Here is a 13107-nt window from a genome sequence, read left to right on the forward strand (position 1 = left end):
CGAAACGACCGTCTTCGCGCTCCAGCGACCGCTCTATCTCGGCCGCTCGTTCCGGTGTCCTCGCGACGAGGACGATCGCGACACCGTCGCTCGATGACTCCATTTCGGCACTTGTGTGTCCATCCTGTGTCCGCGTGACCTATATCTACCGGGAGTGCAAGGAGAACGCCTGGAGTGCAAGGAGAACGCCTGGAGTGACCCGGAGGGCTTACCAGGTGTCGTGGAACGTGTCGAACTCGATCGAGTCGAGCGGTTTCTCGCCGATCGCGGCCTCGTACTCGCCCGGGGTCAACATGGGCTTGTGGAACCGCGGGCCGTCGTCGGTCGTGATCCGGGGACAGCCGGTGTTGACGAACGCGTCCATGTCGAAGTTGCGGAGGCGGTCCGGGGTCACCTCGTCCATCGTGATCAGGTAGGCGTTCTCGTTGTTCTCGACGATCTCCTGGGCCGTCTCCCAGCGGCCCTGACCGATCTTCGTACAGAAGATGACGCCCCACTTCTCGGCGCCCATAGCCTTGTGAACCGAGGCGTAGCGCTGCTTGAGGAACTGGTCGTGTTCCGCGACCGAGACCGCGTTGTTGACGGGGTCGGCGATGACGACGCGCTTGTCGGGGTGTTCCATCGCGAGCCCGACCGGGTGGAACTTCCCGCCGCCGACGTACAGCACCTGTTCGGCGTCGATGTCCGCGGAGGCGTAGTTGCAGCCGAGCACCTGCCCCTCCTTCGTGAGCCGGTCGTCCCCGCGGCGAGTGTGGACCTCGTAGCCGCGCTCCTCGAGCCAGTCGGTCATCTCCTCGAACCGGTTCATGTGCTGGGCGGTCGTGACGAGGCCAACGTCGGCGTCCTCCTCCGGAGCCGTGAGCTCCTCCGCCAGCGCGTCCTCCATGATCGGGAATGGGTCGACGTTCGAGAACAGGGGCACGTAGACGATGCTGTCGGACTCCTTCATCGGCGTGTGACCGAAGTGGACGAACACGTCCGTCCGGCGCATCAGGTACGTGTCGAGGTCGCAGGCGCCGTAACAGGGCTGGCCAGACAGCATGAACGTGACGTCGTCCGGCGCCACCTCGCGGAGGTCGTCGGCGACCTTGGGGCCGCGGCGCTTGAGTCCCTCCGGGAACTGGAGGCCGACCTTGGAGGCGTCGCGCTCCTCGATCGCCTCGACGATCCGATCGAGTTCGTAGTCCCACTCGCGGTCGTGTTTCAGGGCCATCCCCGTTTTCGTGAGGTCGCCCTCCGTGGAGCCGCTCATATGGACCGAATTGTGCGGCAGGACGGTTAAACGGCGCGTTCGACTGCGGGTACCGTCCGAGACGTTCGTGATGTTCACGACGTTCGTGAACGTCACGGCGACCCCGCCCCCTCAGAAGTTGTTTCCGGTGAGCAAGCGACCGACCCACGCTCGCCCGCCAGCTAGCACCGAGCCCTCCTCGACGGCGACCGGGTCCCGATCGACGTCGACGAACACCCGTCCCTCGTCATCGGGCTCGGTGCCGTCACGGGTCCAGACGAGGCGCCCACCAGAATCGCTCGCGCTCGCGTCGCCGCGGACCTCCCACCCTGACTCCCCGCGGACGGTCACCCGATCGGCGCCGAGGTACCGCGGCCCCTCGCCGCCGATGGCGAACGGGACCGAGGGAGACGCCGGCGTCAGCGGCGTGAACACCACGACGCCGAGGTGTCGCTCCGTGGCGTTCGGGTCCCGGTAGTCGACGAGGAGAGTGTCGCCGTCGACCCGAGCGTTAACGTCTCTCGGCTCCGCGATCCCGTCTCGAATTGCCGCAGACACGACCCGTTGCCGAAGCGACTCGTTCGCCGCGAGCGCGTCGCTACCGGCCGCGAGGTCCACCCGCGCCTCCCACGTCGTCGACCCGTTCCCGCGGAGCGTGACGGTCAGCGCGCTCTCGCCGGCGGCCACGGGCGTGCCGTCCGGCGTCGTTCGGTCGAGTTCACAGACGCCGCATATCGGCGTCGGCGGTGCGCGCGCGTCGGCCGCCGGTGCGGCGGCGATTCCGGCCGCGAGGAGGAGAATCGCCGTCGCCGCGGCGATGGTGCGAGGACGCATGGCCCGAACTCTCGCCGCGACCGCCAAATAACTCACGCGCGAACGAGCGGAGGTCGCGGCTCTACCGACCGTCGGCGACGATCCCCCAGACCGCGCGCTGCCGCGGCCGACGGATACAACCGCCGAGCCGACCAACCGCAGGGACATGTCCGAGATTCCGCTGCAACACATTCACGTCGCCCCCGACCACGGGTTCGACGACGAACTCGCTCCCGCCGTCTTCGTGCTGCACGGCCGCGGCGCCGACGAAGAGGACCTGCTGCCGGTCGCGCGACACCTCCCGGACGAGCTGCACGTCGTGAGCCTACGCGCCCCCGACCCGCTGCAGGGCGGGTACACGTGGTACGAGCTCGACCTGTCCGCCGGCGGCCTCGAATCGAGCCAGCCGCACGCGGCGGAGTTCCGACGGAGCCTCGACTTGGTCGCCGAGAGCGTCGACGCCGCGGTCGAGTCGTACGGTCTCGATCCCGACCGACTCGGCCTGCTCGGGTTCAGTCAGGGCGCGATCACGAGCCTCTCGCTCGCGTTGGAGGACCCGGACCGCTACGCGTGGGTCGTCGCGCTGCACGGCTACCTCGCGGACGCGCACGCCAACCTCGAACCGGCCGGGATCGAGGGCAAGCCCGTGTTCGTCGGCGCCGGGGCCGGAGACCGCGTGATCCCGGAATCGCGGTCGACCGCCGCCGCCGACAGGTTCGACGAGATCGGTGCCGCGGTCACCCGCGGGAGCTACCCGGGTGGCCACGGCATCGGCCAACAGGAGCTGCGCGACGTCGTCGCGTTCGTCGAGTCGCAGGTCGCAGAGGAGGCGTGAACGGAGCCGTTCCACGCCCCGTGGAAGCCGGTCGGAGCCGGCCTGTGCCCGGCGACACCCCCGGCTCCGGCAGGTTAAAACCGATCCGTCCCGAGGATACGGTATGAGCGTCGAACAGGCCTCTTCCGACGAACAGGCCGCAATCGAGGACCTCGGTCGCGAGCTCGGCGAGCGCATCGCCCGAACGGCGGAGTACGAGCGCTTCGAGGCGGCTCGCGAAGCGGTCCAGCGCGACGAGGAGGTCCAAGCGAAGATCGATGAGTTCGAGCAGATCCGCGCGGAGTTCATGCAGTCCCGAGAGACCGGACAGGCGACGAAATCCGGGCTGAAGAAGGTGCAGGAAGCGCAGGCCGAACTCCACTCGATGCCCGTCATGAGCGAGTTCCTCGACGCGCAGGAGGAGCTGACCGACACCCTCGAAGCCGTGAACGAGGCGATCTCGGAGCCGCTCGCGGTCGACTTCGGCGGCGAGGCCGGCGGCTGCTGTCAGGACTGAGCCGTTCCGGTTCCGTTTCCCTTCGTCCCGTAGTCCGCTTTTCGTCCGGTCATCCCGCAGTCCGCTTTCCGTCCCGTCATTTATCAGCGATCGCGCCGCACTCCGGCGCGTGATAGCCGTGGCCGGCGGAAAGGGCGGAAGCGGGAAGACGACCACCACGCTGGGGCTCGCGCGGGCGCTGTCGCGGCGGGGCGCTCCCGTCGTCGCAGCCGACGCGGACTGGGACCTCCCGAACCTCGCGCGGCTGGCGAGCGCGACCGCCGATGGCGGCGAGCCCGCCGCGCGCGCGCCGACCGTGGTCGACGCCGTTCGGCCGGCCGGCGAGCTCCGTCCCGATCGGCGGGGACCGACGGTGCTTTCGGCGCCGGACCGGCCCGGGGACCTCGACGCGGGGCGAGTTCTCGGCGCGCTGGCCGAGGCGGCCCCCGACGACTCTCCCACCCTTCTCGACTGTCCGGCGGGGGCGTCGCCCGACGCCGCGGCGCCGCTCCGGGTCGCCGACCGGTGTCTCCTCGCGACGCCGCTCCGACGGGCGGCGCTCCGCGACGCCGCGAAGACGGCGGCGCTCGCGCGGCGGCTGGACTGTCCCCCGGTCGGCGTCGTCGCCGTTCGAGCCGAGTCGGTTCCGGACGGGGTGGGGGATCTGCTCGGCTGTCCGGTGCTCGGACGGGTCCCTCCGGCCGACCCCGAGCCCCTCGCGGCCCCCTCGGTTCGATCGGCTCACGACGACCTCGCGAGCCGGATCGTCGATGAGTACGGGGCGGACCGGTGGCGGGTCGCGTGACCTCCGGCTCCCGTCCAAACGCCCCGGGCGGACGAAAACGAGGGGCCGGAGAGCGCCGGACGTGAACGGCGGCTCGGGCTCGCGTCGGGCGCTCGTCACCCACCGACAGAGCCAAACCTCCGGAGCCGGCAGCGGATGTATGGAGACGCTCCCGACCGGGATCTCCGTGCTCGACAGGGAGTTCGGCGGCGGGCTCCCGAGCGGCAGCGTCGTCGTGTTGAAGGCGGACCCGGCGAGCCAGTCGGAGCTGATCGTGGACCGGTTCTCGCGCCCGCGGGAGTGTCGCTACCTCACGACGGTGCGGTCGGCCGAGGCGGTCGAGGCGAGTCTCACGCTCGACGGAGCGGCGGAGAGCGGGGAGGCCGCCGAGGGGGGAGACGCCGGCACGGTCGTCGAGGAGACGGACCCCAAAAACCCGATCGACGACGTGCTGGCGGCCGCCGCCGACCTCCCCGAGCGGGCCACGCTCGTCGTCGACTCCGTCGAGCCGCTGGAGGCGACCGACCGGTCGCGCTACGGCCCGTTCCTCACCGACCTCCGCGGACGCATCGCCGACGCCGGCGGCATCGCGGTGATACACGCATTTAAAAGCGAGAGCGGCGAGAACCGCGTCGTCACCGAGCAGGTCGCGGACGTGGTGTTCGACCTCCGGACGACCGTGACCGGCACGGAGATCGTGAACCGACTGATCGTCCCGAAGTTCCGCGGCGGCGCGGCGCTCGAAGAGCCACTCAAACTGAAGCTCACCGACACCGTGTCGGTGGACACGAGCCGCGACATCGCCTGACTCGGTGAGGCCGATCCTTCCGCTCTACGCTACCGACGCCGCAGCGACGACGACGACGCCGACGAGCACCGCGACCGCCGCCCAGTTCCGCGGCCGGTCGAGCGGGCCGTACGGTCCGCCCTTCCGCGAGAAGAGGTAGCCCGCGTAGACGACCAGCGGTGCCAGCGCCGGCAGGGTCGGCACGTCGGCGACCCCGGCGACCCCGGACAGAAGCGCTATCGCGATCGTCGCGCCCCCGGCGCTCGCGGCGACGATGAGGTCGTCACGCGCACGTTCGATTTCCATGTCTCTCAGTGGGTCGACCGCTGTTCAAAAGGGATCGGTTCGCGTTCGCGCGGCGATTCCGCGGGGCTGGCCGCGGCCCGGCTTACTCGTCGTCGATCTCGTCGACGATCTCGTCGGCGTCGACGTCGACGTCCTCGAGCGCCTCCTCGATGTCGCCGGCACCGGCGCCGCCCATGCCGCCCATCATGCCGCCGAGACCGCCCATGCCGCCGCCCTCGATGACCTCCTCGACCACGACGCGGTCGAGGTCGAGCCGGCCCATGAGGTCCTGCGCGATCTGCTGTTTCTGGAACATCCACTGCTGGTTCATCTGCATCGCCTGCGTGGCCGTCACGTAGAGGACGTCCTTCTCGACCGCCTCGGTCTCGACGACCTCCTCGCCGTCGTCGTCCTCGGTGACGGTCTCCTCCTCCTCGGTGACCGACTCGATCCGGACCTCGGGAGCCTCCTGGAGGTACATCCCGAGCATGCCGGCGGCCTGCTGTTCGCGGTCGTCGATGGCCTCGATGATCTCGTACTCGTACTCGAGGTCCTCGCCGGCCAGCGGGTGGTTGAAGTCGACGCGGGCGCGGCCGCCGATGATCGTCTCGAGGTAGCCCTGCTGGTTGTCGATCTGGACCTGTGCGCCGGGGTAGCGGCTGTCCTCCGGGATCTTGTCGGCCTTGACGGTCTCGACCTCGTCCGGATCGTACTCGCCGAAGGCGTCCTCGGCGGGCACGTCGACGACGCCCTCGTCGCCGACCTCGGCGCCGATGAAGGCCTCGTCGACCGACGGGAACACGTGACCCGCGCCCAGCGCGATGACGCGCGGCTCGAACTCGTGTTCCTCGGTGTCGATCTCCGCGTCCTCGGCGACCGCCTCGTCGGTCGTGTCGATGACGCGGTCGTCGTCGGCGGTTCGGATCGTGTACGCGACGCGCACGAAGTCGCCGTCGGCGAGTCCCTCGGTCTCGGCCTCGTCGGCGTCCTCGGCCGCGTCCGCTTGCTCCTGATCGCTCATACCCTGAACGTCTCCTGTTACACCCTTAAGGCGCACGGTTCGGCACGGACCGGCGACGGCGACGAGCGCGTCCCATCGCGCTTAAGAACCGTCCCGGCGGACCCGGTGGTATGTACGAGGTCGAGATCAAGGTGCCGGCCGACGCCGATGCGGTCCGCGAGCGACTGCGCGAGGCCGGCGCCGAGCGCGTCGACGCCCGCAGTCAGCGGGACGCGTACTACGACGCTCCGCACCGCGACTTTGCGGAGACGGACGAGGCGCTCCGGGTCCGGCGCGAGAGCCCGCTTCCCGACGGGATCGGGTCGGCCGCCGGGACGCGGTCGACCGCGGACTCGGCGCCGGAAACGACGAAGGTCACCTACAAGGGACCGCTGCTCGACGCGGGGTCGAAGACGCGCGTCGAACACGAGACCGCCGTCGACGACGGCGAGGCGATGGCCGGCGTGCTCTCGGGGCTCGGCTTCGAGCCGGCCGCGGTCGTCGAGAAGCGCCGCGAGTTCTGGTCGTTCGCGGGGTTCACCGTGACCGTCGACGCGGTCGACGGCGTCGGCGAGTTCGTCGAGATCGAGCGCGAGGTCGACGACGAGGGCGTGATCGAGGCCACCCGCGACGAGGCGTTGGAGGCCCTCGACCGCCTCGGTCTCGACGGCGACTCGCAGGTCCGTACGTCGTACCTCGGGCTGTTGCTGGCCGACGACGAGGCGACCGACTGAGTCGTCCCGCGGCCCCGTTCACTCCCCGTCTCTCGGTCGCTTCTCCGAGAGCACGGTCCGGTCGAACTCGCAGACGAGCACGTCGTCGCCGTCCTCGACGATCTTGAACGCCTCCACGTGCATCGTCACCACGCCGCGCTCGCCGTCGCTCGTCTCGCGCTTGTCCGTGACGGTCGACCGCGCGCGGATCGTGTCGCCGTGGAACACCGGGTTCGGATGTTCCACCGCGTCGTACGAGAGGTTCGCGACGATGGTCCCGTCTGTCGTCTCCGGGATCGACGCGCCGACCGCGAGCGACATGGTGTACAGGCCGTTGACGAGTCGCTCGCCGAACTGCGTCCCCTCGGCGAAGTCGGCGTCGAGGTGGAGCGGCTGCTGGTTCATCGTCATGTCGCAGAACCGCTGGTTGTCGGCCTCGCTTATCGTTCGTCGCGTCGCGTGCTCGATCGCCTCGCCGACCGCGAACTCCTCGTAGTAGCGTCCGGGCATGGCGCCACCGTCTCCCGCCGGCGGCAAATCGCTACCGCTCCGCCGGTCGCGCGGCGCGTTGGACGACGAGCCGACCGGCCGGCGTCGCCGTCGGGACGATTTATGTCGATGCGGCCGGACCGCCCGACATGGCACGACGAAGCCTGCTGTTCTCGCCGGGCGACCGTCCGGAGCTCATGCGCAAGGCCCCCCGCGCCGGCGCCGACGTGATCTGCTTCGATCTGGAGGACGCGGTCGCCCCCGACCGGAAGGCGGAGGCCCGCGAGTCGGTTCGCGCGGTGCTCGCCGACCCCGACTTCGCCCCCGACGCGGAGGTGTGCGTCCGGCTCACCGCCTCCGAGCCGGCGGTCGACCTCGACGCGCTGGTCGGGGCGGGTGAGCGGCCGGCGACCGATCGCCGCGCCGATCCGTGCCTCGACGCGGTGATGCTCCCGAAGGTCGAGTCGCCGGACCGCGTCGAGCGGGCGGCGTCGCTCTGCGCGGACCGCGGGCTCGACCTCGCCGTGTTCGCGCTGGTCGAGACCGCCGGCGGAGTCCTCTCCGCCGAGTCGATCGCGGCGGCCCCGGGGACCGACGCGCTCGTCTTCGGCGCCGAGGACCTCGCGGCCGACGTGGGCGCGACCCGCACCGACGAGGGGACCGAGGTGCTGTACGCCCGCGAGCACGTCGTCCTCACGGCCGGCGCGGCCGATATCGACGCGATAGACACGCTGTACACCAATTTCACCGACATCGACGGGCTCCACGACGACGCCGCGTTCGCCCTCACGCTCGGCTACGATGGGAAGCTGGCGATCCACCCGGACCAGGTCGACCCGATCAACGCGGCGTTCACGCCGGACCCCGAAGAGGTCGAGTGGGCCGAGGCGGTGCTCGACGCCCGCGACGCCGCGGACCGAGAGGGTCGGGCCGTCTTCGAGGTCGACGGCGAGATGATCGACGCGCCCCTGATCGCGCAGGCGGAGCGGATCGTCGAGCGCGCCGGCGCGGGCGATCGGTAGGGCACCGGTCGAGACAAGAACCGAGCCGTCCGCCACAGTTAACCTCAACCCCCCGGGAGACTGAGACATGAGCGACCAAGCCAATCCCTTCGAGAACCTCCGAGAGCAGGTCGACGACGCGGCGGCGTTCCTCGACGCGTCCGCGGGGGTCCTCGAGCGCCTGAAGAACCCCGAGCGAGTGTTGGAAACGAACCTCACGTTCGAGCTCGACGACGGATCGCTGGAGACGGTCCGGGCGTACCGCTCGCAGTTCAACGGCGACCGCGGCCCGTACAAGGGCGGCATCCGGTATCATCCGGGCGTCACCCGCGACGAGGTGAAGGCGCTGTCCGGCTGGATGGCGTACAAGTGCGCCGTCGTCGACGTCCCGTACGGCGGCGGGAAAGGCGGGATCGCGATCGACCCCGCCGACTACTCCGAGGCCGAGCTGGAGCGTCTCACTCGCGCGTTCGCGACCGAGCTCCGGCCGCTGATCGGCGAGGACCGCGACATCCCCGCGCCCGACGTCAACACCGGCCAGCGGGAGATGAACTGGATCAAAGACACCTACGAGACCTTAGAGAACACGACTGCACCCGGCGTCATCACCGGGAAGGCGCTCGACTCGGGCGGCAGCGAGGGACGCGTCGAGGCGACCGGCCGCTCCGTCGCGCTCGCCGCGCGGGAGGCGTTCGACTGGCTCGACCGCGACCTCGCGGGCGCGACGGTCGCCGTGCAGGGATACGGGAACGCGGGCTCGGTCGCCGCCGCGCTGCTCGACGACCTCGGCGCTGACGTGGTCGCGGTGTCCGACTCCTCCGGCGGTATCCACGCGCCCGACGGCCTCGACCCCCGGTCGGTGAAATCACACAAGGCGGAGACGGGCTCAGTGACCGAGTACGACGACGCGGGGTCGCTCACGAACGAGGAGCTGCTGACGCTCGACGTCGACATCCTCGTGCCGGCGGCGCTGGAGAACGCGATCGACGGCGACCTCGCGGTCGACGTGCGCGCCGACGTGGTCGTCGAGGCCGCGAACGGACCGCTCACGCCGGACGCCGACGACGCGCTCGTCGAGCAGGACGTGTACGTCGTCCCCGACATCCTCGCGAACGCCGGCGGCGTCACCGTCTCGTACTTCGAGTGGGTCCAAAACCGACAGCGGTTCTACTGGACGGAAGAGCGCGTGAACGAGGAGTTAGAGCGCGTGATCACCGAGGCGTTCGAGGGGATGGTCGACGCCTACGAGGCGCGCGACACGCCGAACCTCCGAACCGCGGCGTACGTCGTCGCCATCGATCGAATCGTCGACGCCGCCGATCAGGCCGGCAACTGGCCGTAACTGTCGCCTCAGGGAGGAATTCTAACCCAGCCGCGCGTTCCGGATCTCGACGTGACCGCGGTCGCCCTCCCACACCGCGTCGTACTCGATGTCGATCCGGCGGTCCATGTGCGGCCCGTCGACGACGTACGTCTCGAACTCTCCGCCCTCGCCGAGCGGGTGGACCCCGTACTCCTCGCGCAGGTCGACGAGCTCGGCCAGCGCGTCGGCGTCGTACCGGCGGCCGAGCCACGACTCGTCGAGCCCGTAGGCGGCCACCTGCACGATCCGGATCTCGAAGCCCGCGTCGAACATCGACTCGGCGAGCGCGACCGGGTCCTCCCGCCACAGCGGCGCGAAGAGGTCGATCCCGAGGCGGTCGCACATCCCCTGAATGCGGCTCGTCTGGAACTCGCTCTCGACCGCGCCGGCGGTGACGCCCGCGAGGTCGACGTCGTCCTCGGCGGCGATCTCGCGGAGCGCCGCCTCCATCGGCTCCAGCTCGGCGTCTCCCTGCGCGCCCGCGTCGTCGACGTCGTCAGCTCCGAAGTCGTCGGGAGACACCTCGACGAGGTCGATCCCGACGCTCTCGGCCGCGAGCTCGGCCAGCTCGGTCGCCGGCGTGTGGTACATGTACGAGTCGCCCGCGGGGTGGACCGTCAGGAGCCGCGAGACGTCGAGTCCCTCCTCCAGCGCGCGGTACAGCGCCCACGAGGAGTCTTTCCCGCCCGAAAAGAGGCTCACCCAGTCGTCGGTCATTGGTGGGAGAACGCTCGGCGCGCCTAAAGCGTCGGCGGTCCGGGTTGACGGTCGTCGACCGAGCCGACCGCGACGCGGCGATCCGTCGATCGAACGGCGATATCTCCGAGAGTTATCCGCCGAACCGCTATTATTAATGAAAAATAACAATATATTAGCGACTGCGCGTCGGAGTTCGCGTATGGAGGACCAACCGGAGCCGTCGCTCGACACGACCGCCGTCGCGGAAGGCGAGGAACCGTTCGGGAACGGCAGCGAAGCGGGCGACGTCGTCTCGCCCGTCCACCTCTCGTCGACGTTCGCGCTTCCCGGTCTCGACACCGAGATGCGACTCGACGACGTGGATCCGAGCGCCGGCGAGTTCGTCTACGGCCGGCTGTCGAACCCGACCCGTCACGCGTTGGAGACTCGGCTCGCCGCGCTCGAGGGGGGCGCGCACGGCGCCGCGTTCGCCTCGGGCACCGCGGCGATTTTCACGACCCTGCTCGCGCGACTCACTCCCGGCGACCACGTCGTCGCCTTCGAGGACCTGTACGCCGGCACCCGTCGGATGCTCGACGACGTGTTCCGGTCGCGCCTCGGCGTCGACGTCACCTACGTCGACGCGACTGACACGGCGAACGTGGCGGCCGCGCTCCGCGAGGAGACCGCCGTCGTCTGGATGGAGTCACCGACGAACCCCAAACTCGCGCTGTGTGACATCGCCGGTATCGCCGACCTGGTCGCGGACCGAGACGTGCTGTTCGGCGTGGACAACACGTTCGCGAGCCCGTACTTCCAGCGGCCGCTCGAACTGGGTGCCGACGTCGTCGTCCACAGCACGACGAAGTACCTCAACGGCCACTCGGACGCCATCGCCGGCGCGGTCGTCACCGACGACGACGCGCTGGCCGAGGAGATCCGGTTCCTCCAGCAGGTCGGCGTGGGCGCCGTGAGCGGCCCGTTCGACAGCTACCTCGTGTTACGCGGCACGAAGACGCTCGCCGCTCGGATGGACCGGCACGAAGCGAACGCGACGGCCGTCGCCGAGTTCCTCGACGAGCGACCGGCGGTGACCGACGTGTACTACCCCGGTCTGCCGACCCACCCGGACCACGAGCTCGCTCGCGAGCAGATGTCCGGCTTCGGCGGGATCCTCTCGTTCGAACTCGACGGAGAAATCGACGACGCGAAGCGGTTCGTCGAGGCGTTATCGGTGTTCACGCTCGCGGTCTCCGTCGGCGGCGTCGAGAGCCTGATCGAGCTGCCGGCCGCGATGACCCACGAGCCGCTGTCGGCGGCGGAGCGCGAAGCGCTGGGGATCTCCGACACGCTCCTCCGCGTTTCGGTCGGTATCGAGGGAACGGACGACCTGATCGCGGACTTAAAAAGAGGTTTCGCTGCGATGAACCGCCGCGCGACGCCGCCGTCGACCGACCACTGACACCGATCGACGCCGCGGCGGCGCCGGTCTCAGTCCGAGATGAACTCGTTATCGCGCCAGTTGACCCCGCCGTCGCCGTCACCCGCCCCCTGCGGGCTCTCGACGACCTCGATGCTCGCGGGACGCGGTTCTCCCTCGACGATGCGGGTCGCCTCCAGCTCGCCGTCCTCCTCGGTGATCGCCGTCAGCGTCCCCTTCTCGGAGAGGGTCGCGATCTTGCGGAGTACGAGGAACATCGGGTACTGGAGCGCGGAGTTCTGCAGGACGGTCTCGCGGTCACCCTTGAAGCAGGCGAACTCGACGAGCTCGGAGGGGATCTCCTCCTCCTCGTCGTCCATCCACTGCGGGCCGCCGGCGCGCGGAGGTTCTTCCTCCCACACGCGGGTCTCGGTGACCGACGCCTTCAGCTGGGCTGTCGGCGTGTACTTGCTAATTGACTCGTCGTCGGACAGGGCCTTGATGATGAGGGTGTTGTTTCGACGCGTGATGTCGATGTCGTCGATCTCCGGGGGGAGGTCGGGATCTTCTTCGAAGTACGTCTCCACGTCTTCGAGTGGCAGTTCGAGCGTCGAATGAAGTCTGAACACGCGGCCTGTCATTGTTGATTGGGTGAAGTGGGGTCGAACCGATCAGCACGGCGGCAGCGGCGACTGCTGCACCTACCGACTCTACGGCCCGTGGGTTTATATGGCCTGCCCTTCGATTCTCCGAGATCGGAGCCGCAACGCCCCGGAGCGGAGGCGGTGCCGACCGTTTCGGGGACGTCGCCTCGGTGTCTGCCGGCGATCGAGAGGCGCGTCGAGGCGGGGTTCGTCTACTCGGCGCCCAGCTCGGCCGCCAGCTCGCCGCGCTCGTCGAGCTCCGCCAGCACGTCGCTCCCGCCGACGAACTCCCCGTCGACGAACGTCTGTGGGATCGTCTCCCAGCCGCTGTGAGACTCCAGCGCCTCGCGGTAGTGCGGCAGCGCCGGCAGCACGTCGACCGTCTCGAACTCGTCGACGTGCTGGCCGATCAGCTCGACCGCGCGCTTCGAGTAGCCGCACTGCGGCATCAGGCGGTTGCCTTTCATGAACAGCACCACGTCGTTGTCGGCGATCGTCTCCTCGACTCGGGCCGCGATCTCGTCGGGCTCGGCGTCCGTCTCGGGTTGGAACGTCATGGAGAGCGATACGCACCCGCGACGCAAATGGG

16 protein-coding genes are annotated in these 13107 nt (G+C 69.6%); 8 read left to right on the plus strand and 8 right to left on the minus strand.

Annotation, left to right across the window (positions count from 1 at the left end; genetic code table 11):
- Positions 1 to 208: 208 nt before the first annotated feature.
- Positions 209 to 1252 (minus strand): diphthamide biosynthesis enzyme Dph2, encoded by a 1044-nt coding sequence (gene dph2, locus C468_RS13335; protein ID WP_049912226.1) that lies wholly within the window; start codon positions 1250 to 1252, stop codon positions 209 to 211.
- A gap of 111 nt (positions 1253 to 1363) precedes the next feature.
- A complete protein-coding gene (locus C468_RS13340; RefSeq protein ID WP_008849427.1) occupies positions 1364 to 2065 on the minus strand; it encodes a hypothetical protein in 702 nt (233 codons plus the stop codon).
- Positions 2066 to 2210: 145 nt separating this feature from the next.
- Here C468_RS13340 and C468_RS13345 point away from each other — a divergent pair, with 145 nt between their 5' ends.
- The 4 genes from C468_RS13345 (at position 2211) to C468_RS13360 (ending at position 4946) form a co-directional block, all read left to right on the plus strand.
- A complete protein-coding gene (locus C468_RS13345; RefSeq protein WP_008849428.1) occupies positions 2211 to 2879 on the plus strand; it encodes an alpha/beta hydrolase in 669 nt (222 codons plus the stop codon).
- Positions 2880 to 2982: 103 nt separating this feature from the next.
- Positions 2983 to 3375: a YlbF family regulator gene (locus C468_RS13350; RefSeq protein WP_008849429.1), complete on the plus strand. Its 393-nt coding sequence runs from the start codon at positions 2983 to 2985 to the stop codon at positions 3373 to 3375.
- Positions 3376 to 3484: 109 nt separating this feature from the next.
- A complete protein-coding gene (locus C468_RS13355; RefSeq protein WP_049912227.1) occupies positions 3485 to 4159 on the plus strand; it encodes a MinD/ParA family ATP-binding protein in 675 nt (224 codons plus the stop codon).
- A gap of 139 nt (positions 4160 to 4298) precedes the next feature.
- The gene (locus tag C468_RS13360; RefSeq protein WP_008849431.1) at positions 4299 to 4946 is read left to right on the plus strand and encodes an RAD55 family ATPase; all 648 of its coding nucleotides are present in this window, start codon (positions 4299 to 4301) and stop codon (positions 4944 to 4946) included.
- 24 nt (positions 4947 to 4970) lie between these two features.
- On the opposite strand, the gene C468_RS13365 is transcribed toward C468_RS13360, so the two are convergent.
- Complete coding sequence (locus tag C468_RS13365) at positions 4971 to 5231, minus strand: hypothetical protein (protein ID WP_008849432.1); 261 nt, start codon at positions 5229 to 5231, stop codon at positions 4971 to 4973.
- 82 nt (positions 5232 to 5313) lie between these two features.
- Positions 5314 to 6231, minus strand: a complete 918-nt coding sequence (locus C468_RS13370; RefSeq protein ID WP_008849433.1) for an FKBP-type peptidyl-prolyl cis-trans isomerase — start codon at positions 6229 to 6231, stop codon at positions 5314 to 5316.
- A gap of 110 nt (positions 6232 to 6341) precedes the next feature.
- Here C468_RS13370 and cyaB point away from each other — a divergent pair, with 110 nt between their 5' ends.
- Complete coding sequence (cyaB, locus tag C468_RS13375) at positions 6342 to 6944, plus strand: class IV adenylate cyclase (RefSeq protein WP_008849434.1); 603 nt, start codon at positions 6342 to 6344, stop codon at positions 6942 to 6944.
- A gap of 18 nt (positions 6945 to 6962) precedes the next feature.
- Here the strand turns inward: cyaB and C468_RS13380 are convergent, their stop codons facing one another.
- Positions 6963 to 7433 carry a MaoC family dehydratase gene (locus C468_RS13380; RefSeq protein ID WP_008849435.1) on the minus strand — a complete coding sequence of 157 codons (471 nt, stop codon included), beginning with the start codon at positions 7431 to 7433 and terminating at the stop codon, positions 6963 to 6965.
- A gap of 128 nt (positions 7434 to 7561) precedes the next feature.
- Between C468_RS13380 and C468_RS13385 the strand changes: the two genes are divergently transcribed.
- Together C468_RS13385 and C468_RS13390 are read left to right on the plus strand one after the other, a co-directional pair.
- Positions 7562 to 8434, plus strand: coding sequence for an HpcH/HpaI aldolase/citrate lyase family protein (locus C468_RS13385; protein WP_008849436.1), 873 nt, complete (start codon positions 7562 to 7564; stop codon positions 8432 to 8434).
- Between the two features lie 67 nt (positions 8435 to 8501).
- Positions 8502 to 9755: a Glu/Leu/Phe/Val family dehydrogenase gene (locus C468_RS13390; protein WP_008849437.1), complete on the plus strand. Its 1254-nt coding sequence runs from the start codon at positions 8502 to 8504 to the stop codon at positions 9753 to 9755.
- 21 nt (positions 9756 to 9776) lie between these two features.
- On the opposite strand, the gene C468_RS13395 is transcribed toward C468_RS13390, so the two are convergent.
- Positions 9777 to 10493 carry a diphthine--ammonia ligase gene (locus C468_RS13395; protein ID WP_008849438.1) on the minus strand — a complete coding sequence of 239 codons (717 nt, stop codon included), beginning with the start codon at positions 10491 to 10493 and terminating at the stop codon, positions 9777 to 9779.
- Positions 10494 to 10674: 181 nt separating this feature from the next.
- Here C468_RS13395 and C468_RS13400 point away from each other — a divergent pair, with 181 nt between their 5' ends.
- Complete coding sequence (locus tag C468_RS13400) at positions 10675 to 11916, plus strand: trans-sulfuration enzyme family protein (protein WP_008849439.1); 1242 nt, start codon at positions 10675 to 10677, stop codon at positions 11914 to 11916.
- Positions 11917 to 11945: 29 nt separating this feature from the next.
- Here C468_RS13400 and C468_RS13405 read toward each other — a convergent pair whose 3' ends face one another.
- Entirely contained in the window at positions 11946 to 12515 is a 570-nt protein-coding gene (locus tag C468_RS13405; protein ID WP_008849440.1) for a DUF7110 family protein, read from the minus strand.
- A gap of 215 nt (positions 12516 to 12730) precedes the next feature.
- Positions 12731 to 13075: a glutaredoxin family protein gene (locus C468_RS13410; protein ID WP_008849441.1), complete on the minus strand. Its 345-nt coding sequence runs from the start codon at positions 13073 to 13075 to the stop codon at positions 12731 to 12733.
- Between the last annotated feature and the right edge of the window lie 32 nt (positions 13076 to 13107).

The organism is Halorubrum kocurii JCM 14978, assembly GCF_000337355.1.
GTDB lineage: Archaea > Halobacteriota > Halobacteria > Halobacteriales > Haloferacaceae > Halorubrum > Halorubrum kocurii.

Bases quoted from the DNA above. Each gene is read 5' to 3' on its own strand.
- dph2 (WP_049912226.1), bottom strand. From the start codon at position 1,252: ATGAGCGGCTCCACGGAGGGCGACCTCACGAAAACGGGGATGGCCCTG.
- C468_RS13340 (WP_008849427.1), bottom strand. From the start codon at position 2,065: ATGCGTCCTCGCACCATCGCCGCGGCGACGGCGATTCTCCTCCTCGCG.
- C468_RS13345 (WP_008849428.1), top strand. From the start codon at position 2,211: ATGTCCGAGATTCCGCTGCAACACATTCACGTCGCCCCCGACCACGGG.
- C468_RS13350 (WP_008849429.1), top strand. From the start codon at position 2,983: ATGAGCGTCGAACAGGCCTCTTCCGACGAACAGGCCGCAATCGAGGAC.
- C468_RS13360 (WP_008849431.1), top strand. From the start codon at position 4,299: ATGGAGACGCTCCCGACCGGGATCTCCGTGCTCGACAGGGAGTTCGGC.
- C468_RS13365 (WP_008849432.1), bottom strand. From the start codon at position 5,231: ATGGAAATCGAACGTGCGCGTGACGACCTCATCGTCGCCGCGAGCGCC.
- C468_RS13370 (WP_008849433.1), bottom strand. From the start codon at position 6,231: ATGAGCGATCAGGAGCAAGCGGACGCGGCCGAGGACGCCGACGAGGCC.
- cyaB (WP_008849434.1), top strand. From the start codon at position 6,342: ATGTACGAGGTCGAGATCAAGGTGCCGGCCGACGCCGATGCGGTCCGC.
- C468_RS13380 (WP_008849435.1), bottom strand. From the start codon at position 7,433: ATGCCCGGACGCTACTACGAGGAGTTCGCGGTCGGCGAGGCGATCGAG.
- C468_RS13385 (WP_008849436.1), top strand. From the start codon at position 7,562: ATGGCACGACGAAGCCTGCTGTTCTCGCCGGGCGACCGTCCGGAGCTC.
- C468_RS13390 (WP_008849437.1), top strand. From the start codon at position 8,502: ATGAGCGACCAAGCCAATCCCTTCGAGAACCTCCGAGAGCAGGTCGAC.
- C468_RS13395 (WP_008849438.1), bottom strand. From the start codon at position 10,493: ATGACCGACGACTGGGTGAGCCTCTTTTCGGGCGGGAAAGACTCCTCG.
- C468_RS13400 (WP_008849439.1), top strand. From the start codon at position 10,675: ATGGAGGACCAACCGGAGCCGTCGCTCGACACGACCGCCGTCGCGGAA.
- C468_RS13405 (WP_008849440.1), bottom strand. From the start codon at position 12,515: ATGACAGGCCGCGTGTTCAGACTTCATTCGACGCTCGAACTGCCACTC.
- C468_RS13410 (WP_008849441.1), bottom strand. From the start codon at position 13,075: ATGACGTTCCAACCCGAGACGGACGCCGAGCCCGACGAGATCGCGGCC.